We start from the raw sequence: 21,458 nt of genomic DNA, 5'->3' as shown, positions 1-21,458 counted from the left end.
TGCCGTCCAACGGTGCGGTAGACGCTGCGGCTCTGCGCGAGCATCTGTCGGCCGCTGTGCCCGAGTACATGGTTCCGGCCGCCTTCGTGCAGCTGGAGGAGTTGCCGCTGACGGTCAACGGGAAGCTGGACCGTGCCGCGTTGCCTGCCTCCGATTTCGCGGGCCGGTCGGCGAGCCGCGCCCCTGCCACTCCCACCGAGGAGGTTCTCTGCGGCCTGTTCGCCGAGGTGCTCGGCTTGGAGCAGGTCGGAGCGGAAGACTCCTTCTTCGACCTGGGCGGTGACTCGCTGCTGGCGATGCGGCTGCTCGCCCGGATACGCGCGGTCTTCGACACCGAGATCGGCATCCGGACCTTGTTCACCGACCCCACCGTCGCAGCCGTGGCCAGGGCGATCAGCGCGGCTGGGGCGGGGGGCGTCCGTGCGGCGCTCACGGCCCGGCCTCGGCCGCAAGTGCTGCCGCTGTCCTACGGGCAGCAGCGCATGTGGTTCCTCAACCGGCTCGAAGAAGCGGGTGCGGGCGCCGGCTACGTCCTGCCAATGGCGCTGCGCCTCTCGGGACGGCTGGACACGGCCGCCCTGGAAGCCGCTTTGGGCGACCTCGCCGACCGGCACGAAACCCTCCGCACCATCTACCCCGAGACCGGCGGGACCCCCGTCCAGCGCATCCTGACCGGACCGGCCGGCCGCCCGCCGCTGGTCCTCACCGAGGTCACGCAGGACGAACTGGGCGAGGTGCTGGCGGCCGAGGCAAACCGAGGCTTCGACGTCGGCAGGGACCTGCCCTGGCGGATCCGGCTGATGGCACTGGGAGACGACGAGTACCTGCTCCTGATCGTCGCCCACCACATCGCGGTGGACGGCTGGTCGATGGGCGTCCTGGCCCGCGACCTGGGCATCGCCTACGCCGCCCGGCTGGAAGGCCGGGAACCGGACTGGGCGCCGCTGCCCGTCCAGTACGCCGACTACGCGATCTGGCAGCGCGAGGTTCTCGGTGACCTGGACGATCCGGACAGCCTGATCAGCTCCCAGCTCGCCTACTGGCGCGACGCGCTCGCCGGGCTGCCCGAAGAGCTGGCGCTGCCCACCGACCGGCCGCGTCCCGCCGTTCCCTCGTTCAAGGGCGCGTCCGTGCCTCTCCGGCTTGACCCGAAGGTCCACGCCGGTCTCCTGGAGGTCGCCCGGCGCGGTGGAGCAACCGTCTTCATGGTCGCGCAGGCCGCGCTGGCCGTCCTGCTCGCCCGACTCGGCGCCGGCACCGACATCCCGTTCGGCACCGCGATCGCGGGACGGGGCGACGCCGCCCTCGACAACGTCACCGGGTTCTTCGTCAACACCCTCGTGCTGCGCACCGACGTCAGCGGTGACCCCACGTTCGGTGACCTGCTCGCCCGGGTCCGCGAGGCCGACCTGGCCGCCTACGCCCACCAGGACGTGCCGTTCGAGCGGCTGGTGGACGACCTCAGCCCGTCCCGCTCGCTGTCCCGGCACCCGCTGTTCCAGGTGATGCTCGCCGTCCAGAACACTCCCCGTGCCGAGGGCGAGTGGGAGCTGCCGGGCTTGCACGTGCAGCCGATGCCGCCGCTGGAGGGCACGGAGGCGGCCAGGTTCGACCTGTCGGTCACGCTGGTCGAACAGCGCAACCCCGACGGGGCTCCCGCCGGGATCGGCGGCGACATCCAGTACGCCACCGACCTGTTCGACGAGCCCACCGTCCGCCGGATCGCCGAACGGCTGGTCCACGTACTGGCGCAGGTCGCCGCCGACGCCGACACCCGCGTCAGCCGGATCGAGATTCTTGACGAGGTGGAGCGCGACGCGCTGCTCACCGGCTGGAACGACACCGCCGCGGAGATCCCCGGGACCACGATCCCCGAGCAGATCCAGGCGTGGGCGGAGCGCACACCGGATGCGGTGGCGTTGCGGTGCGGTGAGGTGTCCCTGACGTATGCCGAGTTGGAGGCGCGGTCCAACCGGTTGGCCCGGTACCTGCGAGAGGCCGGGGTCGGTCGTGAGTCGGTGGTGGGTCTGAGTCTGCCGCGTGGTGTGGACGCGGTGGTGGCGATGGTGGGTGTGTGGAAGGCGGGTGCCGCCTATGTGCCGCTGGATCCGGAGTATCCGGTCGACCGGCTGGAGTTCATGCTCGCCGACAGCGGTGCGTCCCTGCGCATCGACTCGCTCGATGACCTGATCGCGGAGCAGTCTTCCGAGCCGCTGGGGGTCGAGTTGGACCCGGCGAGCCTGGCGTACGTCATCTACACCTCCGGTTCCACGGGCCGTCCCAAGGGCGTGATGGGGCACCACGGCGGCATGGTGAACCTGGTGGAGGCGCTGCGGCCGGTCCTGGGCGCGGCCCCGGGCAAGTCAGTTCTGCAGTTCGCCTCATTCAGCTTCGACGCCTCCGTCTTGGACATCGCGGTGACGCTCTCGTCGGGTGCCACCCTTGTCATCGCCACGCCGCAGGAGCGTGCCGACTCGGCGGTGTTGACCCGGATGCTCAACGAGCAGGGCGTGGATGCGGCGAGCATCGTGCCGTCGCTGTTGCGCGTGCTCGATCCGGCGCAGGTCGAAGGTGTGGGCCGGTGGGTGCTGGGCGCCGAGCGGCTGTCGGCGGACCTGGCCGCCCGCTGGGCAGGTGGCGATCGACTCTGGAACACCTACGGGCCGACCGAGACGACCGTCATGGCCACAGTCGGTGTGGTGGACGGTCCGGGCACGCCGCCGATCGGCTGCCCGATCGGCAACACCAAGACCTTCGTCCTAGACGAGTTCCTCCAGCCCGTTCCCGCCGGGGTGACCGGCGAACTCTACGTCGCCGGCGCCGGGGTCACCCGCGGCTACGTCAACCGCCCCGCCCTGACCGCCGAGCGCTTTGTGGCCTGCCCGTTCACCCCCGGCGAGCGCATGTACCGCACCGGCGACCTGGCCTGCTGGACGAGTGATGGCCGGTTGGAGTTCGTCGGCCGGGCCGACGAGCAGGTGAAGATTCGTGGGTTCCGTGTGGAGCCGGGCGAGGTCGAGACCGTCCTGGCCGAGCACGAGAGCGTCGACCGGGTGGCGGTCATCGCCCGCGAGGACCGGCCCGGCGACAAGCGCCTGGTCGCCTACGTCGTGCCCACGACCAGCGGCGCCGACGCCGCCGACCTCCGCGAGCACCTGGCCGCGGTCCTGCCCGACTACATGGTCCCGTCGGCGTTCCTGATGCTGGAGTCGCTGCCGCTGACCGTCAACGGCAAGCTCGACCGGGCCGCCCTGCCCGCCCCCGGCGACATCGCCACCGCCTCCGGCCGCGAGCCGGCAACGGCGGTGGAGGAGGTGCTGTGCGGCCTGTTCGCCGAGGTGCTCGGGCTGCCCAAGGTCGGCGCGGACGTCAGCTTCTTCGATCTCGGCGGTGACTCGCTGCTGGCCATGAAGCTGATCGCGCAGATCCGCGGCAGGCTCGACACCGAACTGAGCGTCCAGACGCTGTTCCTCACCCCGACCGTGGAGGCCCTGGCGGCGGCGCTGCACGAAGGGGGAGAGTCCTACGACTTCGCCCCGGTGCTGCCGCTGCGGGTAGTCGCAGGCGACGAACGCCCGGTGTTCTGCGTCCACGCGGGGCACGGGCTGAGCTGGTGCTACACCGAGCTGCTCCGCCACCTGCCGGACCGGTACCCGGTGTACGGGCTGCAGGCCCGCGGCCTGGACGGCGAGGAGCCGCTGCCGCAGAGCGTCGAGGAGATGGCGGCGGACTACTTCCAGCGGATGCGCGCCATCCAGCCCGAGGGGCCGTACCGGGTGCTCGGCTGGTCGTTCGGCGGCCTGGTCGCGCACGCCCTCGCCACCCACATCCAGGAGTGCGGGGAGCAGGTCGAACTGCTGGCGATCCTCGACTCCTACCCGTTCCAGGTGGTGGACCGCCGCGACGAGCTCCCCGCCGACGCAGCGGAGCGGGCCGGGGAAGAGGAACCGGTGACGGAGTGGTTCGACAACCGTCCGGAGCTGGACGCCGGGGAGGGCGCCGACGAGACGTTGGCGGCGATCGACCGGATCGACGCCAACAACGAGGCCTTGATGAAGAGGTTCACCCCGGCGGTGTTCCACGGCGACCTGCTGCTGTTCGTCGCGGCCCTCGACCGTCCGGACTTCTCCCCGGCCGAGCAGGCCCCGCAGATCTGGGCGCCGTACGTGCGGGGCGGCGTGGTGAGCCACCGGGTGGAGTCGGCTCACCGCGACATGGTCAAGCCCCGGTCGATGGCCGAGGTGGGCCGGGTGCTGTCCGACTGGCTGGAGGACTGATGGGGCGGTGGGAAGGTCACCGTGATGGCCAGCCCGCCCCCCGGGCGGGGCACGGCGTCGAGCGAGGCGCCGTGCGCCGTCACGATGGCCTGCACGATGGACAGGCCGAGCCCGAGGCCGCCGTCGCCGCGGCGTTCGGTGCGCTTGAGCCGCTGGAACGGCTGAAACAGCCGTTCCAGGTCGGCCTCGGCGACGACGGGGCCGGTGTTGGTCACCGACAGCACGGCCTGCCCGCCGCGGTCCTCCACGGCGACGTCCACCACGCCGTCGGGGACGTTGTAGCGCAGCGCGTTGTCGACGAGGTTGACCACGAGGCGTTCCACGAGGTCGGCCTTGCCCGCCGCGCGGGCCGGCGTCAGCCGCGCGCTCAGCCGGACGCCGCGGACGTCGGCGTCGGCCCGCCGGGACGCCACCACCTGCCGCACCACCTCGGCCAGGTCGAACGGCTTGCGGACGTCCAGCCCGGCCTGGCCGCGAGCGAGGGTGAGCAGCGCGTTGATCAGCCGCTCCTGCTGCTCGCCGGAGACGAGCACCCGCTCGTGCGCGGCGCGCAGGGACTCGACCGTGGCGTCGGGATCCGACAGCGCGACCTGGACGATGACCCGCTGCCGGGCCAGCGGGGTGCGCAGCTCGTGCGAGGCGTTGGCGATGAACCGGCGCTGCGCCTGGAACGCCGACTCCAGCCGGGCCAGCAGGTCGTCGATGGTGTCGCCGAGCTCCTTGAGCTCGTCCACCGGGCCCTCCAGGGCGAGCCGTTCGTGCAGGTTGTTCGCCGAGATCTCGCGGGCGGTCGCGGTGATGGTGCGGACCCGGCGCAGCACCCGGCCGGCGACGATCCACCCGAGCAGGATGGAGATGAAGGCCATGATGCACAGCGCGACGCCCGACTGAACGAGCAGCTCGCGCAGCTGGTCGGCGCGCTGCTGCTCGGCCTGCGCCTCCAGCAGCCGGGACTGCTGCAGCACCTGCTCCTCGGTGAGGCCCCGGGCGCTCACCACCACGTTGCCGGGCTTGGGTTCCAGGTGCTTGCCCTCGACCCTGGCGCTCGCGCCGCCCGGCGCGGTGTAGGTGTACCCGTGGTCGGTGGCTCTGCTGACCAGCACGTAGGTGATGCCGAGCAGCAGCGCGCCGGAGAGCAGGAACAGCACCCCGTACAGCAGCGTCAGCCGTAGCCGGATGGTCTGCCTGGGCAGCCGGAACTTTCCGGGCAGGCGAAGCGGCACGCGCATCATCGCTCCTTCGGGGCGGCGGTCATGCTCATATTTCCAGATCAAGGGTTTCTGCCTGGTTTCACCGTACCTCGCGGCAATTGGTGGGCCGCTCCGGTGATACCCCCGCGAAACCGTGATTCCCATAGAACAGTGTCGACGCAAGGTCCATGCGAAGGAGAACGAAAATGCGGAAGAATGCCGGTGTCGTCATCGCGGCCGTGGCCGCCCTGCCGCTGTTCCTGGCGGCCTGCGGCGGCGAGGACGACTCCTCCGGGAGCGCCGCGCCGTCCAAGGCGGCAGAGCAGGGCACCAAGCCCGCCGCTCCGGGCGGCGAGAAGGTGACGCAGACCAACCAGCCGTCCGGCGCGCCGCTGAAGCCGGCCGGCAAGATCGACCGGGCCAAGGTGCTGGAGTACTCCAAGTGCATGCGCGCCAACGGCCTGAAGAACTTCCCCGACCCGGACGCGTCGGGCGCGATTCAGATGAACGGCGACCTGGTCGACCCGGCCTCGCCGGAATTCCAGAAGGCGCAGCAGAAGTGCGGCAGCCTCATGCCCGGCGGGGGCGCCCCGACCTCGATCTCGACCCGCGGTCCGGAGAGCGGATCCTGACGGTCCGCCGAGACGATACGGGCCCGAAACCATTCCCCCGGTACCAATGACTCAGGCGATCCCTCCAGAAGGGAAATGAAATGAGGCAACGTCACGGCAGGTCCGCCGTCGCGGTGGCGGGCGGCCTGCTGCTCATGCTGATGTTCACCGGGGCCTGTTCCGGCGAATCCGAGGGGCCCGGTGTCGCCAACGTCGGCGGGAAGAGCAGCGCCGCCTCCGGAAGCGGTGGCAAGGCGGGGTCGGGCGACCCGGTCGCGTACTCCAAGTGCATGCGCGCCAACGGGCTGCCGAACTTCCCCGACCCCGACGCCAACGGCGCCATCCGCATCACCGGCGGACCGGACAACCAGCTGAACCCCGAATCCGCACAGTTCAAGAAGGCGCAGCAGGCCTGCAAGGCCTACGAGCCCAAGTCGGGCGAGGGCGCCCCGCAGACCGACCGCAACGCCGCGGTCGAGTACGCCAAGTGCATGCGCCAGCAGGGCGTCACCAAGTTCCCCGACCCTGACCCGCAGGGCGGGATCAAGCTCAACGCCAACGAGGTCGACCAGGACTCGCCGCAGTTCAAGAAGGCGGCGGAGGCCTGCGCCAAGTACCAGCCGGGCGGGCCCGGCGCGGGCAAATCCACCACCGGGAACGGGAATGCGGGAGGATGACGTGAGCACCACGCAGCCCGTGCACAGCGCGCCGTCGGGCGACTCGGAGTCCGGGCGCACCGCCGGCCTGGCCGCAGACCCGGCCGGGCAGGCCACCGAGCCCCGGCTGAAGCCGCGCCGTCCGCGCCGCCGCCGGCGCCGCCGCATCGTGGCCGCCGGCGCCGCGGTCGCCGTCGTCGGTGCGGCGGGGGTCGCCTACGCGGTGTCCACCTCCGGCTCGTCCGAGGAGAAGAACAGCAGCTGGACCAACAACTCGCCGACCGCGCTGGCCTCGGTCACCCAGGGCCGCCTGTCGTCGCGGATCCCGGTCAGCGGCACGCTCGGCTACGCCGGCAGCTACAAGGTCATCAACAAGGCGAGCGGCACCTTCACCAAGCTGCCCAAGGTCGGTCAGACGATCAAGTCCGGCCAGGTCATGTACCGGGTGGACGGCAAGCCGGTGATCTTCCTCAAGGGCAGCACGCCGGTCTACCGCGACCTCAAGCGCGGCCTCAAGGGCGCCGACGTGCGGGCGCTCAACACCGCGCTGGTCGCCCTCGGCTACGCCGACCGCAGCGAAGTCAACCCCAAGTCCAGCTACTTCGGCTGGGCCACCGAGGACGCCGTCGAGGAGCTCCAGGACGACATGGGCCTGGAGGAGACCGGCGAGGTCGGCACCGACATGGTCGTGTTCCTGCCCCGCGACCAGCTGCGGGTCACCGAGGTCAACGCCACCAACGGCACCCGGGCCGGCACCGACATGACCGTGTTCTCCGCCAGCTCCACCGACCGGCAGATCTCGGTCGACCTGGAGGCCAGCAACCAGGGCAACGTCAAGCCCGGCGACAAGGTCACCATCACGCTGCCCAACCTCAAGACCACCCAGGGCGTCGTGACGGCCGTCGGCGCCGTCGCCAAGAAGGCCGACGACGGCTCGCTCACCGTCAATGTCACCATCCGGCCGCTCGACAAGAAGGCGACCGGCACCCTCGACAAGGCGCCGGTGCAGGTGTCCATCGTCACCGAGACCGAGAACAGCGTCCTGTCGGTGCCGGTGAACGCGCTGCTGGCCCTGGCGGGCGGCGGCTACGCCGTCGAGGTCGTCGGCGCCAACGGCGCGCGCACCCTGGTGCCCGTCGAACTGGGGATCTTCGACAACGAGGCGGGCAGGGTCGCGGTCACCGGCCAGGGCCTGACCGCCGGACAGAAAGTCGTGGTGCCCGCGTCATGACCGGTGACTACGCGGCTCCGGAAACCGCCGTGGCGCTCCACGAGGGCCGCGGCGGCGTCCCGGTCCTCCAACTGGACCAGGTGAGCAAGGTCTACCCGGGCGAGTCGCCGGTGCTCGCGCTCGACCAGGTCAGCTTCACCATCCGGCAGGGCGAGCTGGTCGCGATCGTCGGGCCGTCCGGGTCGGGCAAGTCGACCCTGCTGCACCTCATGGGCACCCTCGACCGCCCCACCACCGGCACCATCCGGCTGCTCGGCGAGGACGTCGCCGAACTCAGCGACGGGGAGCTCGCCGGGCTGCGGGCCACCACCATCGGGTTCGTGTTCCAGCAGTTCTTCCTCGCCGAGTACTCCACGGTGCTGGAGAACGTCGCCGACGGGCTGCTGTACGCGGGCGTGCCGCGCAGCAAGCGGCGCGCGCTGGCCGCAGAGGCGCTGGACCGGGTGGGGCTGTCGCACCGCGCGTCGTTCAAGCCCGGCAAGCTGTCGGGCGGTGAGCGCCAGCGCGTGGCCATCGCCCGGGCCCTCGTCGGCCGGCCGGCGATCCTGCTGGCCGACGAGCCGACCGGCAACCTCGACAGCAACAACGGTGCCAGCATCTTCCAGCTGCTCAAGGACCTCAACGCCGAGGGCGCCACCATCGCGATCATCACGCACGACCGCGATCTGGCCAACCGGCTGCCGCGCCGCATCGAGGTCCTCGACGGCCACATCATCGCCGACACCACCGACGAAGGGAGGCTGTCATGAGCGTCGCCGCGCCGCTGCGGATGCAGCCCGCCGACCTCGCCCGGACGGCCAGCGTCGGCCTGCGCACCAGGAAGCTGCGCGCCGCGCTGTCGGCGCTCGGCATCGCGATCGGCGTGGCGTCGATCGTGGCCGTCCTGGGGCTGTCGGCGTCCTCCCAGGCGGGCCTGCTCGCGCAGATCGACCAGCTCGGCACCAACCTGCTGACCGTCACCAACGGCAAGGATCTGTCGGGCGAGGAGACCAAGTTGCCCAAGGAGGCGCCCGGGATGATCCGCCGGATCGGTCCCGTGCAGCAGGTGCAGTACACCGGCGTCGTCGACGCCAAGGTCTACCGCAGCCCGCTGATCCCGAAGGTGAACACCAACGCGATCACGGTGGCCGCCACCAGCCTGGGCCTGCCGGAGGCGGTCCGCACCTCGGTCGCCCAGGGCCGCTTCCTCAACGCGGCCACGGCCGAGCAGGCCGTCGCCGTGCTCGGCTCCACCGCCGCCAAGCGGCTCGGCATCGACCGCATCAACCAGGGGCAGCGGATCTCGGTGGGCGGCGAGTGGTTCTACATCGCCGGCATCCTGAAGTCCGCGACGCTGGCGCCGGAGGTCGACTCCTCGATCCTCATCGGGTTCCCCGCGGCGCAGCGGTTCCTCGGGTTCGACGGCCACCCGTCCACCATCTATGTCCGCTCCGCCACCGACCAGGTGGAGAACGTGCACGCGGTGCTGGCCGCCACGGCCAACCCGCAGAACCCGACCCAGGTCGAGGTCAGCCGGCCCTCTGCCGCGCTGGTCGCCCGGGCGGCGGCCAAGTCCGCGCTGAACGGGCTGTTCCTGGCGCTCGGCGCGGTGGGACTGCTGGTCGGCGGGGTCGGCGTCGCCAACACGATGATCATTTCGGTGCTGGAGCGCCGCTCCGAGATCGGGTTGCGGCGCGCGCTCGGCGCCACCCGGGGCCATATCCGCACCCAGTTTCTGTCGGAGGCGATCCTGCTCACCATGCTCGGCGGCGTCGTCGGCGTGGTCGTCGGGGGAGTGGCGGTCGCGGTGTACGCCGCAGTCCAGAACTGGCAGATCGTCATCCCGCCGCTGGCGTGGGGCGGCGGCCTGGCGGCGGCGGTGGCCATCGGGGCGGTGGCGGGCCTGCTCCCGGCGATCCGGGCCGCCCGGATGTCCCCGACGGAGGCGCTGCGCACTGTGTGACCGTCCCGCTCCTGGACGCTTTCCGCGCATGCACCGCCCCGCGGATACTGAGGCGGAAGTGCGCGGAGATCACGTCTCCGAAAGGGAGCGGACATGAGATCAGGGAAAATGCGGCGGCCGTTCACAGCGACGGCCGCCGCATTGCTCACGGGGGGCGTCACCGTCCTTTCGGGCCCGGCCGGCGCGCTGGCGGCCCCCGTCGACGTGCAGAGCCTGGACGGCAGCGGCAACAACCTGAGGCATCCCGACTGGGGCCGCGCGGGCTCGAACTATTCGCGGCTGGCCCCCGCCCGGTACGGCGACGGCCTCAACTCGATGTGGAACGGGCCGAATGCGCGCTACGTCTCCAACCGGTTATTCAGCGACCAGGGACGGGACCCCGACGGCAGGCTCAACTCGGTGAACATCTTCTCGGAGAACCAGGTCTCCCAGTGGGGCTGGGTCTGGGGGCAGTTCATCGACCACACCGTCGGCCTGGCCCTGGGGAGGGAGGAGGGCGACCCGCACGGCGAGGAGGCCGACATCCCGCTGGATCCCGAGGACCCGCTGGAGAACATGAAGTTCCCCGCCAAGGTCCCGTTCACCCGCTCCGCGCCCGCCCTCGGCACCGGTGTCACCTCACCGCGCCAGCAGGTCAACACGGCCAGCTCCTACATCGACGCGTTCAACGTGTACGGGGGCACCAAGCAGCGGCTCGACTGGATGCGCGAAGGCACCGTCGACGGCGACCCGTCCAACAACGGCGCGCGGCTGCTCATGCCGGACGGCTACCTGCCGCGCCGCGACGCCAGAGGAGACGCCTCCACGGCCCCGGCGATGGAACTGGGCGGCAAGCTCGTCTCCGACCCCGCCGGCGCCGTCGTGGCGGGCGACATGCGGGCCAACGAGAACATCCTCATCACCGCGGTGCAGACCCTCTTCGCGCGCGAGCACAACCGGATCGTGGGGCTGCTGCCGAAGTCGATGCCGGACGAGCAGAAGTTCCAGATCGCCCGCCGCGTCGTCATCGCGGAGATGCAGTACATCACCTACAACGAGTTCCTGTCCGCCATGGGCGTCCGCCTGGCGCCCTACACCGGGTACAACCCGCGGGTCAACGCCACCCTCAGCACCGAGTTCGCCAGCGTCGGGTTCCGCGTGCACAGCATGATCCACGGCGATGTCGTCCTGGAGACCGACGCGAGCCGCTACAGCCAGGCCGACCTCGACGTGTTCCGCGACGAGGGGCTCATGCCGACGCTGAGCGACGACGGCAAGAAGATCACGCTGACCGTCGTGCTCAACCGGGCCATGCACAACCCGGCGCTGATGAAGCGGCTCCAGCTCGGCCCGATGCTGCAGGGGATCGGCGGCAAGGCGCAGTACCGCAACGACGAACTGGTCGAGGAGCTGGTGCGCAACGTGGTGTGCTCCGACCCGCCCACCTGCGTGTCCGACCTGGCCGCCATCGACCTGTCCCGCACCCGCGACCACGGCATCCCCAGCTACAACCAGCTGCGCAAGGCCTACGGACTGCCGCCCAAGACGTCGTTCAAGGCGATCACCGGCGAGTCGTCCGAGGACTTCCCCTCCGACCCGGAGCTCACCCCCGGCGACGAGATCAACGACCCCGACAGCCTCGACTTCACCCGCCTGACCAACCTGTTCGGCACCGACCTGGACATGCGGGACGAGGCGGCGCTGACCGACCCGGTCGCGTTCACCCGCCGAACCCCGCTGGCCGCGCGCCTGAAGGCCATCTACGGCTCGGTCGACAACGTCGAGGCGTACGCGGGCATGCTCGCCGAACCGCACGCCCCCGGCGAGGAGCTCGGCGAGCTGGAGAAGGCGATTTGGACCAGGGAGTTCCAGCGGCTTCGCGACGGCGACCGGTTCTTCTACGGCAACCAGATGCGCACCCTGAACGCCATCAAGAAGGCCTACGGCATCGACTTCCGCAGGAACCTCGGCGACATCATCGCCGACAACACCGACCTGGAGCGGTCCGAGCTGCCGAGCACCGTCTTCTACGTCGGCGGGCAGGTCCCGCCCGAACGCTGCCACGTCGCCTACCGGGTCACCGGGCAGCAGGGCTCCGGCTCGGGCACCTTCACCGCCCGGGTGCAGATCACCAACACGGGGCGGCGGCCCATCAGCGAATGGGCGCTGCGCTTCCGCTACCTGAACGGGCAGAAGGTCACCGGGGCGCGGGGCGGCACCGCCGCGCAGAAGGGCACCGACGTCACCGTCACCGGCTCCGCCGGCACCGCGATACCGCCCGGCCGCACCCGCCAGGTCGAGATCACAGCCGGCTGGAACGGCAGCAACCCGGCCCCGGACAAGTTCACCCTCAACACCACCGCCTGCTCACGGTCGGGATGACGGCGTCCCCGGTGTGCCCGTGACGCCGTGACGGGATGAAGCGGCGAGGCCCGGTCGCGGAGGCGATCCGCGACCGGGCCTCGCCGCCGCAGGCGGCCGTCCGGCGCCGCGCGTTCAGATCCGGTAGCCGCGCCGGGCCACCGTCTCGATGATCGGCGGGTCGCCGAGCTTGGCGCGCAGCCTGCTGATCGTCACCTTCACCGCGTGGGTGAACGGGTCGGCGGTCTCGTCCCACACCCGCTCCAGCAGCTCCTCGGCCGACACCGCCCGGCCCTTGGAGGCCAGCAGCAGCTCCAGCACCCCGAACTCCTTGGGCGTCAAATCCAGCGGGCGGTCGCCCCGGCTGGCCTTGCGCCGCGCGGTGTCGACCACCAGGTCGCCGTGCCGCAGCACCGGCGGCACCACCGGATGGGCCCGCCGGGCCAGCGCCGTGATCCGCGCCACCAGCACCGGGAAGTCGAACGGCTTGGGCAGGTAGTCGTCGGCGCCCAGGCCCAGCCCGTCCACCAGGTCGTCGGTGGACGACGCCGCGGTCAGCATCAGGATCCGGCCGCGGGTCTCCGCCGACACCAGCGTCCCGCACACCTCGTCGCCGTGGGTGCCGGGCAGGTCGCGGTCGAGCACGATGACGTCGTAGTCGTTGGTCAGCGCGCGCTCCAGCCCGTCGGTGCCGTCGAACGCGACGTCGACCGCCATCCGCATGCGGCGCAGCCCCGAGGCCACCGCGTTGGCCATCTCCTCGTCGTCCTCGACCACCAGAACGCGCATCCACGCCCCCATAAAACCGGTGTCCAAGCTCAACCCTTGCGACACCTCAGAATGCCGCACGGCCGGTTTCGGCACGGTATCCCCGAGCGCCACAGACGCGTGTCCAACCGCCCGGGTCTCCCGGTTGGACGGCCGCCTGCGCACCCTTGTTGGGGGCGAGCACGCGGTTTAGCGTTCGGATCGCCCCGCACCCGCACGATCCATTACAGAGATCCATTACAGAAAGGACGGGGAGCATGTCGGCCGAGCACGTCAAGACGCTGCTGCGGAGCCAGCCGCGCAGATGGGGGTGGATCTACCGATGACGATCAGCCTCGAAGCCCCGCACGAGTTACCCGCCGCCCCGGCCGCCGCGCTGCCGGAGCTGACGCGGGTCGCGGGCGTGGGGACCGCGGTGTCGGGCGAGCCCGTCACCCAGCCCGAACTGCTCGACCTGCTGGACATCACCGATCCCCGCATCCGCTCGGTGTTCCTCAACAGCGCGATCGACCGCCGCCACCTCACCCTTCCCGAGCCCGACGAGCACGGCAGGCGGACCAGCGAACCCCAGGGCGACCTGCTGGACAAGCACAAGCGGCTGGCCGTGGAGATGGGCGTCAAGGCCCTGGAGGACTGCCTGAAGGACGCCGGGGCGACCCTCGCCGACCTGCGGCACCTGTGCTGCGTCACCTCCACCGGGTTCCTCACCCCCGGCCTCAGCGCCCTGATCATCCGCGAACTGGGCATCGACCCCCACTGCAGCCGCTCCGACATCGTCGGCATGGGCTGCAACGCCGGGCTCAACGCGCTCAACCTCGTCGCCGGCTGGTCCGCCGCGCACCCCGGCGAACTGGCCGTCGTGCTGTGCACCGAGGCGTGCTCGGCGGCCTACGCGCTGGACGGCACGATGCGCACGGCCGTGGTCAACAGCCTCTTCGGCGACGGCGCCGCCGCCCTCGCCCTCGTCTCAGGCGGCGACGGCGACCACGTGGCGCGCGGCCCGCGCGTGCTGAAGTTCTCCAGCTTCATCATCACCGACGCGATCGAGGCGATGCGCTACGACTGGGACCGGGACCAGGACCGGTTCAGCTTCTTCCTCGACCCGCAGATCCCCTACGTGGTCGGCGCGCACGCGGAGATCGCGGTGAACCGCCTGCTCGCCGGGACGGGCCTGCGCCGCAGCGACATCGACCACTGGCTGGTGCACTCGGGCGGCAAGAAGGTCATCGACGCCGTCGTGGTCAACCTCGGGCTGAGCCGCCACGACGTCCGGCACACCATCAGCGTGCTGCGCGACTACGGGAACGTCTCCAGCGGGTCGTTCCTGTTCTCCTTCGAACGCCTCCAGCAGGAGAACGCGGCGCGGCCCGGCGATCACGGCGTGCTCATGACCATGGGCCCCGGTTCCACCATCGAGACGGCGCTGGTGCGGTGGTGACGGCGATGGGCGACGAACTCGTGCTCCACATCGACGGCTCCCGGCCCGTCACGGCGGCGTCCGTCGAAGCGGTCCAGGCGCTGTGCGACGCCGCCGAGGACCGCACCGGCCCCGGCCTCGTGACCCTGCACGTCTCGGGCGTCCCCGAGGGGAACTGGACCGCCGGCCTCGCCGTGGGCCTGGTCTCCAAATGGGAACGCGCCGTGCGGCGGCTCGAACGGCTCGGCAGGCCGACGGCCGCGGTGGCGTCCGGGGACGTCGGCGGCACCGCCCTCGACGTCCTGCTCGCCGCCGACCTGCGCATCGCCGCCCCCGGCACGCGGCTGCTGGTCGCGCGGCACGGCGAGGCCACCTGGCCCGGCATGGCCCTGTACCGGCTCGTCCAGCAGGCCGGCACGGCCCGCGTCCGCCGGGCCGCGCTGCTGGGCACGCCGATCGAAGCGGGCGAGGCGCTGACGCTCGGCCTGATCGACGAACTGACCGGCGACCCGGCGGCCGCCCTCGCAAAGATCGCCGACCAGGCGGCCGGGCTGACCGGCAGCGAACTGGCGATCCGGCGGCAGCTGATGTTCGAGGCCACCGCGATCAGCTTCGAGGACGCGCTCGGCGCGCACCTGGCCGCCTGCGACCGCGCCCTGCGCCGCGCGGCGCACTGACCGGACGGGCGGGCCCCCGGGGGAGGGCCGCCCGCCGGACCGCAGGGGACGGCGCCGGGCGTGCGCGTGCGCACCCGGCGCCGTCCTGCGGCGGAGAACACGTTGTTTCCGGCCCGCTGAAATACCGGTGTCCGCTCGGCCAGCCGAAGTTCCGCGGCGGCCGCAACCACCGGACGCCGATGATTTCGGGTTGGACAACTCTCCTTTCTTCCGGAATCTGTGAGGATGGGGGTACACCGCTCGGCCGGAGTCCAGAAAGGACGCCGACGCGCACCAACGGAGGTTTGGCGGTATGAAAATCGACTCGATCGACCACATCGAGTTATACGTCGAGGACGCCGAGGGGACCGCGGGGCGCCTGTGCGATTCCTTCGGGTTCGCGGTGGCCGGACGCGGTGGCCCCGACACCGGCCTGCACGGCTGCCGGACGATCCTGCTGCGGCAGCGGGAGATCACCCTGCTGGTGACCGAGGCGCTCGACCCGGCGCACCGGGCGGCCGAGTACGTGCGGCGGCACGGCGACGGCGTGGCGGTGATCGGCCTGGCCGTCGACGACGCCCGCGCCGCCTTCGCCGCGGCGCTGGAGCGGGGCGCGGAGCCCGTCAGCCCCCCGGAGGAGTCCGGCCCCGAAGGCGCCCGGGTCACGTTCGCGTCGGTGACGGGCTTCGGCGACGTCGAGCACCGCTTCGCCTCCCGCGAGGCGTCCGACGCGCCGTTCGCCCCCGGTGTCATCGACGAGACCGGCGACACCGGCGCGACCGGGCTGCTGCAGTCCGTCGACCACATCGCCGTGTGCGTGCCCGCCGGCGAGCTGGCCGGACTCGTCCGCCGCTACCAGCAGGTCTTCGGCTTCGACCAGATCTTCGAAGAGCGGATCGTGGTCGGCTCCCAGGCGATGGACTCCAAGGTCGTGCAGAGCTCGTCCGGCAAGGTAACCTTCACCATCCTGGAGCCCGACACCACCCGCGCCCCCGGCCAGATCGACGAGTTCGTGGCCGACCACGACGGCGCCGGCGTCCAGCACCTGGCGTTCCTCACCGCCGACATCGCGGCCGCGGTGCGCGACTGCACCGCCCGGGGCGTGCGGTTCCTGACCACGCCGGACGCCTACTACGACGCCCTGCCCGGTCGGCTCGGCAGCGCCGACCTGCCCGTCGACACGCTGCGCGAGTTCAACATCCTGGCCGACCGCGACTCCTTCGGCGAGATGCTGCAAATCTTCACCGAGTCCACGCACCCGCGCCGGACCCTGTTCTGGGAGCTGATCGAGCGGCGCGGCGCGCAGACCTTCGGCAGCAACAACATCAAGGCCCTGTACGAGGCCGTCGAGCGGCGCCGGGCCGCCGACCAGCCCGCCGGCTCCTGAACCGGCGCGGTGGCTGGGGCGGCGCACCCCCGGTCCCGCCGACCGCGGCCTGCCGCCGCCATCACCGCGTCCACGGCCCCCGTCGGTGATGGCGGCGGGAGGCCATGGGCCGGCGGCACTGCCCCCGGATTCGCCGGGGCATTTCCCGCCGCGAAAACCCGCCGGCCGGCAACGGCCGCCGGCCGATGTGCATTCCTTTGTTCGCGTCCGCCGCTATCGGCGTGCGGACGGGTAATGCATCCCGCCGCTTTCCCGCCCGCCGTTCCCATATGGGTTGGACGGCCGGCCCGGTGGGATACTTCTTCGGCAAAATGCCGGTGACGTGTGCGCGGCCGCGCCCGCAATTCATGTCCTCCGGCGACGTCGCACAGGAGATGCCGAGTGATTCGCAGCATGGCCGTCATCGGCACCGGTCTGATCGGTACCTCGGTCGCCCTCGCGGCGAGCCGGCGCGGCCTGACCGTGTACCTGGCGGACCGCGACGAGTCGGCGGCCGCGGCAGCGGCGGCACGGGGCGCGGGACGGGCCGAGCCCCCGCCCGGACCGGTCGACCTGGCGGTCCTGGCCGTCCCGCCGAGCCAGGTCGGCCCCGTGCTCGTCGAGCAGCAGAAGAAGGGGCTGGCGCGCAGCTACACCGATGTCGCCAGCGTCAAAGCCGAACCCGAAAGCCAGGTCCTGGAGCGCGCCCCCGAACCGTCGGCGTTCGTGGGCGGCCATCCCCTCGCCGGCGGGGAGCGCTCGGGGCCGCTGGCGGCCCGCGCCGACCTGTTCAGCGGCCGCGCCTGGGTGCTCACGCCGTCGCCGCTGACCTCGCAGCACGCCCTGAACCGGGGGCGGGAGCTGGTCGAGCTGTGCGGCGGCGTGCCGCTGGTGATGCCGAGCCGCGTCCACGACGAGGTCGTCGCCCTCACCTCCCACCTGCCGCACGTCGTCGCGAGCCTGCTGGCGGCGCGCCTGCTGGACGGCCCCGAGGAGACGCCGCTGCTGGCGGGCCGGGGGCTGGACGACGTCACCCGCATCGCCGGCGGCAGCTCGCTGCTGTGGAGCGACATCCTGCGGGCCAACGCCGCCCCGGTCGCCCGGATCCTGGGCGACCTGCAGGCGGACATCACCGGCCTGCTGGCCGCGCTCAATGACCTGGCCCTGCCGGGAAACCGCAACGGCGCGCAGAGCATGCGCACGGTCACCGACCTGCTGGACCGCGGCATCGCCGGCCGCGCCAGGATCCGCGCCGGCGAAGACGATCTGCGCAAGCCCGGGGCGGCCGCCGCACGCACGACCGGGCACGCGAAGGCGCGCGGGAGCATCCGCGAGACCGCGCACGACACCGCCGACGGCGTGCGGCACGAGCCACACCAGCAGGAGGTGATGCCATGACCGTGCGGGCCATACGCGGCGCCACCCAGGTCGAGGCCGACACCCGGGACCACATCCTGGAGGCGACCACCGAACTCGTCGTCGAGGTGATGAAACGCAACCGGCTGGAACCCGACGACGTCATCAGCGTGCTGTTCACCGCCACCCCGGACCTGACCGCCGAGTTCCCCGCGCTCGCCGCGCGCCGCGTCGGCCTGGACGGGGTGCCGCTGATGTGCGCCGGCGAGATCGACGTCCCCGGGGCGCTGCCGCGGGTGGTGCGGCTCATGGCGCACGCCCATACCGATCTGCCGGCCGCCGAGGTGGACCACGTCTACCTGCGCGGGGCCGCCGCGCTGCGCCCGGACCTCGCGGGGTGACCGCCGCCGGCGCGCCGAGACGCACGCACACACCAGGAGGAGGCGGCATGGAGACGCCCGCTTTGACGCTGCAGGACTACCGGCGGCTGGCCCAGGGGCGGATGGAGCGGCCGGTCTGGGACTTCTTCGAGGGAGGCGCGGGCGAGGAGCACACCCTCGCGGCCAACGAGCGGGCGTTCGACCGGGTGCGGCTGCGTCCCACCGTGCTGCGCCCCGCCGCCGGCCCGGACACCACCTGCAAGATCCTCGGCCGGACGTGGGCGGCGCCGATCGGGGTCGCCCCTATGGCCTTCCACACCCTGGCCCACCCCGACGGGGAACTGGCCACCGTCCGGGCGGCCGCCGCCCGGGGCATACCCGTCACCATCAGCACGTTCGCCGGGCGCGCCTGCGAAGAGCTGGCCGCGGCCGCCGACGGGGCGCCGCTGTGGCTCCAGCTCTACTGCTTCCGCGACCGGTCGGTCACCCGGCGGCTGATCGAACGCGCCGAGCGCGCGGGCGTGGAGGCGCTGGTCCTCACGGTCGACGCCCCGCGGCTCGGCCGACGCCTGCGCGACGTGCGCAACGACTTCCGGCTGCCGCCGCACGTCGTCCCGGCCAACCTCGACGGCGGCGGGTTCTCCTCGCCCGCCGCGCACGCCCGCGCCGAACTCGACCCGTCGCTGGACTGGTCCGCGGTGCCTTGGCTGCGCTCGGTCAGCTCGCTGCCGATCCTGGTGAAGGGCATCCTGACGGCGCCGGACGCGCTGCGCGCGGTGGAGGCCGGCGTGGACGGCATCATCGTCTCCAACCACGGCGGCCGGCAGCTCGACGGCGTCCCCGCCACGCTGGAGGCGCTGCCGGAGATCACGGCGGCGGTGCGCAGCGCCTGCCCCGTCCTCATCGACGGCGGCATCCGCCGCGGCCGCGACGTGCTGGCCTGCCTCGCCCTCGGCGCCGACGCGGCACTGGTCGGCCGCCCCGTCCTGCACGGCCTGGCCGCCGACGGCGAGGACGGCGTCGGCGGGGTGCTCGACATCCTCCTCGAGGAACTCGAGGACGCCATGACCCTCACCGGCACCCGCTCACTGGCCGACATCCTGCCCGACCTGGTGCGGACACGCGCTCCGTGGTGATGCGCCGCCGCCCCTTGCCCCGGCCGGCCACAAGCAGGTCTTGATCGCTCTGGCCGGCCGACGACGGAGGCCGGCTGCTGCGCCGGCTCGGCGCCGACCGTGCTTCGCGACCTGGCCGAATGGCGCAGCCGCCGGATGCGACGGCGCCACGACCGCGCGGTCGTGGCGCCGTCTTCGGATCAATCGCCGGCGCCGCCGGTCAGGTCCACCAGCAGGCCGTTGAGCCGGTTGACGAAGTCGGACGGGTCGTCCACGCGTGCCCCCAGGGTGAGGACAGCCTGGGTGAACAGGACGTGGGCCCAGTCGGCCAGGCGCGGGTCGTCCAGATCGCGGTTGAGCCGTTCGACCAGCGGATGCCGCGGATTGATCTCCAGTACCGGTTGGTTCGGCAGCCCGGAGCCGCGCAACCGCCGCGCCAGCGTCAGCTCGGTGTCGGCCTCGTTGGCCACGATGCAGGCGGGGGACGTGGTGAGGCGGCTGGACACCCGCACGTCCCACGCCTTCCCGGACAGCGCCTCCTTCAGCTTGCCGAGCAGGTCGGCGTAGTCGGCGGCTGCCTGCTCCGCCTCCTGCTTCTCCGCCTCGTCGGCCAGGTCGCCGAAGTCCGGGACGCCCTGCGCGACCGACTGCAGCCGCTTGCCGCCGTACTCCTGCAGCAGCCCGGTCACCACCCAGTTGTCCACGGCCTCGCTCAGCAGCAGCACCTCGATGCCCTTCTTGCGGAACGCCTCCAGGTGCGGGCTGGCGGTGGCGGCGGCCAGGGTGGGGGCGAGCAGGTAGTAGATCTTGTCCTGGCCCTCCTTCATGCGGCCCACGTAGTCGTGCAGCGACACGTCCGGCTCCTGCGTCGCGGAGTGCGTGCTGGTGAAGCGCAGGAGCTCGGCGATGTCCTCGCGGTTGGCCGGGTCGTCGGCGATGCCCTCTTTCAGCACGCTGCCGAACTGCTTCCAGAACTCGGCGTACTTGTCCGGCTCGTTGTCGGCCATGTCCTTCAGCAGGCGGAGCACCCGCTTGACCGCGGTGGAGCGGATGTGGTCGACGGCGCGGCTGCCCTGCAGCATCTCCCGGGAGACGTTCAGCGGCAGGTCCGCGGAGTCGATGACGCCGCGCACGAAGCGCAGGTACTTCGGCAGCAGCCGGCCGTTGTCCTCCAGGATGAACACCCGCTGGACATGCAGCCGGACGCCCTGGCGCGCCTGCGGCATCCACAGGTCGTACGGGGCGTGGGAGGGGATGTAGAGCAGCAGCGTGTACTCGTACCGGCCCTCCACCTTGGCGTGCAGGTAGGCGAGCGGGTCGGAGAAGTCGTTGGTGATGTGCCGGTAGAAGTCGTGGTAGTCGCGCTCGGCCAGCTCGTTCTTGGGACGCGTCCACAGCGCCGACGCCTGGTTGACGGGGCTCTCCCCGCCGGCCTGGTCCGTCCCGGATCCGCCCTGCGCGCCCAGCACGATCGGCACGCTGATGTGGTCGGAGTACTTCTTGATGATCGACCGCAGGCGGTGCTCGTTCAGCAGGTCCTCTTCGCCCTCGCGCAGGTGCAGCACGATCGTGGTGCCCCGCTCCGCGCGCTCGACGGTCTCCAGGGTGTACTCGCCCTTGCCGTCGGAGGACCAGCGGACCCCCTCCTCGGCGGAGGCCCCGGCCCGCCGCGTGGTCAGCGTCACCCGGTCGGCGACGACGAACGCCGAGTAGAACCCGACGCCGAACTGCCCGATGAGGGCGGCGTCGCCGCGCTGGTCGCCGCTCAGCGCGCGCAGGAACTCGGCGGTGCCGGACCGCGCGATGGTGCCGATGTTGTCGATCACTTCGGCCCGGCTCATCCCGATGCCGTTGTCGGCCACGGTGATCGTGCGCGCGTCCTTGTCGTATTCGACTCGGATGCGCGGCGGATCGTCGTCCTCGCCCAGGTCGGGCCGCGACAGCCGTTCGAAACGCAACCGGTCGATCGCGTCGGACGCATTGGAGATCAGCTCGCGCAGGAAGATCTCCTTGTTGCTGTAGAGGGAATGGGCCATGAGGTCCAGCAGCTGCGTCACCTCGGCCTGAAAGGTGAACGTTTCTGCGTTCGCCTGTGAGGTCACCCGCCACCTCGCCGTTTGTTTCGTTCGGTTGGGGCGGCCGGCGTTGTCCCC

Annotated in this window: 16 protein-coding genes; 13 read left to right on the top strand and 3 right to left on the bottom strand. The window is 71.7% G+C overall.

The features are described 5' to 3' along the window. The first annotated feature begins 56 nt into the window (after positions 1–56). Positions 57–4,277 (top strand): non-ribosomal peptide synthetase, encoded by a 4,221-nt coding sequence (locus QSK22_RS25705; protein WP_285496942.1) that lies wholly within the window; start codon positions 57–59, stop codon positions 4,275–4,277. Here QSK22_RS25705 and QSK22_RS25700 read toward each other — a convergent pair. Beyond that, positions 4,205–5,506: a sensor histidine kinase gene (locus QSK22_RS25700; protein ID WP_285496941.1), complete on the bottom strand. Its 1,302-nt coding sequence runs from the start codon at positions 5,504–5,506 to the stop codon at positions 4,205–4,207. The two genes, QSK22_RS25705 and QSK22_RS25700, sit on opposite strands and share 73 nt — an antisense overlap. Before the next feature lie 167 nt (positions 5,507–5,673). Between QSK22_RS25700 and QSK22_RS25695 the strand changes: the two genes are divergently transcribed. From QSK22_RS25695 to QSK22_RS25670, 6 genes are all read left to right on the top strand, one after another. After that, entirely contained in the window at positions 5,674–6,099 is a 426-nt protein-coding gene (locus QSK22_RS25695; RefSeq protein ID WP_285496940.1) for a hypothetical protein, read from the top strand. A gap of 80 nt (positions 6,100–6,179) precedes the next feature. After that, positions 6,180–6,755 (top strand): hypothetical protein, encoded by a 576-nt coding sequence (locus QSK22_RS25690; protein ID WP_285496939.1) that lies wholly within the window; start codon positions 6,180–6,182, stop codon positions 6,753–6,755. A gap of 1 nt (position 6,756) precedes the next feature. After that, positions 6,757–7,965: an efflux RND transporter periplasmic adaptor subunit gene (locus QSK22_RS25685; RefSeq protein ID WP_285496938.1), complete on the top strand. Its 1,209-nt coding sequence runs from the start codon at positions 6,757–6,759 to the stop codon at positions 7,963–7,965. Further along, the gene (locus tag QSK22_RS25680; protein WP_285496937.1) at positions 7,962–8,714 is read left to right on the top strand and encodes an ABC transporter ATP-binding protein; all 753 of its coding nucleotides are present in this window, start codon (positions 7,962–7,964) and stop codon (positions 8,712–8,714) included. The genes QSK22_RS25685 and QSK22_RS25680 overlap by 4 nt, the downstream gene beginning before the upstream one ends. Continuing rightward, on the top strand, positions 8,711–9,907 hold the full coding sequence (locus tag QSK22_RS25675) for an ABC transporter permease (RefSeq protein WP_285496936.1): 1,197 nt from the start codon (positions 8,711–8,713) through the stop codon (positions 9,905–9,907). The genes QSK22_RS25680 and QSK22_RS25675 overlap by 4 nt, the downstream gene beginning before the upstream one ends. Positions 9,908–10,000: 93 nt before the next feature. Beyond that, positions 10,001–12,268 carry a peroxidase family protein gene (locus tag QSK22_RS25670; protein ID WP_285496935.1) on the top strand — a complete coding sequence of 756 codons (2,268 nt, stop codon included), beginning with the start codon at positions 10,001–10,003 and terminating at the stop codon, positions 12,266–12,268. Positions 12,269–12,382: 114 nt separating this feature from the next. Here QSK22_RS25670 and QSK22_RS25665 read toward each other — a convergent pair whose 3' ends face one another. Next, the gene (locus tag QSK22_RS25665; protein ID WP_285496934.1) at positions 12,383–13,036 is read right to left on the bottom strand and encodes a response regulator transcription factor; all 654 of its coding nucleotides are present in this window, start codon (positions 13,034–13,036) and stop codon (positions 12,383–12,385) included. Positions 13,037–13,337: 301 nt separating this feature from the next. Between QSK22_RS25665 and dpgA the strand changes: the two genes are divergently transcribed. The 6 genes from dpgA to QSK22_RS25635 all read left to right on the top strand — a co-directional run bounded on the left by dpgA (position 13,338) and on the right by QSK22_RS25635 (position 19,326). Further along, the gene (dpgA, locus tag QSK22_RS25660) at positions 13,338–14,453 is read left to right on the top strand and encodes a 3,5-dihydroxyphenylacetyl-CoA synthase DpgA (RefSeq protein WP_285496933.1); all 1,116 of its coding nucleotides are present in this window, start codon (positions 13,338–13,340) and stop codon (positions 14,451–14,453) included. A gap of 5 nt (positions 14,454–14,458) precedes the next feature. Continuing rightward, positions 14,459–15,109: an enoyl-CoA-hydratase DpgB gene (gene dpgB, locus QSK22_RS25655; RefSeq protein WP_285496932.1), complete on the top strand. Its 651-nt coding sequence runs from the start codon at positions 14,459–14,461 to the stop codon at positions 15,107–15,109. A gap of 292 nt (positions 15,110–15,401) precedes the next feature. Then, positions 15,402–16,475, top strand: coding sequence for a 4-hydroxyphenylpyruvate dioxygenase (hppD, locus tag QSK22_RS25650; protein ID WP_285496931.1), 1,074 nt, complete (start codon positions 15,402–15,404; stop codon positions 16,473–16,475). Between the two features lie 381 nt (positions 16,476–16,856). Further along, positions 16,857–17,852, top strand: a complete 996-nt coding sequence (locus QSK22_RS25645) for a prephenate dehydrogenase (protein ID WP_285496930.1) — start codon at positions 16,857–16,859, stop codon at positions 17,850–17,852. Then, positions 17,849–18,211, top strand: a complete 363-nt coding sequence (gene aroH / locus QSK22_RS25640; protein ID WP_285496929.1) for a chorismate mutase — start codon at positions 17,849–17,851, stop codon at positions 18,209–18,211. The genes QSK22_RS25645 and aroH overlap by 4 nt, the downstream gene beginning before the upstream one ends. A 47-nt stretch (positions 18,212–18,258) precedes the next feature. Next, the gene (locus tag QSK22_RS25635) at positions 18,259–19,326 is read left to right on the top strand and encodes an alpha-hydroxy acid oxidase (protein ID WP_285496928.1); all 1,068 of its coding nucleotides are present in this window, start codon (positions 18,259–18,261) and stop codon (positions 19,324–19,326) included. A gap of 179 nt (positions 19,327–19,505) precedes the next feature. On the opposite strand, the gene htpG is transcribed toward QSK22_RS25635, so the two are convergent. Continuing rightward, a complete protein-coding gene (htpG, locus tag QSK22_RS25630) occupies positions 19,506–21,407 on the bottom strand; it encodes a molecular chaperone HtpG (protein WP_285496927.1) in 1,902 nt (633 codons plus the stop codon). Positions 21,408–21,458 lie beyond the last annotated feature (51 nt).

Origin of the sequence: Actinomadura sp. NBRC 104425 (assembly GCF_030269545.1) — a bacterium.
In the GTDB taxonomy this organism is placed as follows: Bacteria; Actinomycetota; Actinomycetes; order Streptosporangiales; family Streptosporangiaceae; genus Spirillospora; species Spirillospora keratinilytica.
Note: the sequence above shows the minus strand (reverse complement) of the source record. Positions and strands in the feature narration are given on the sequence as shown.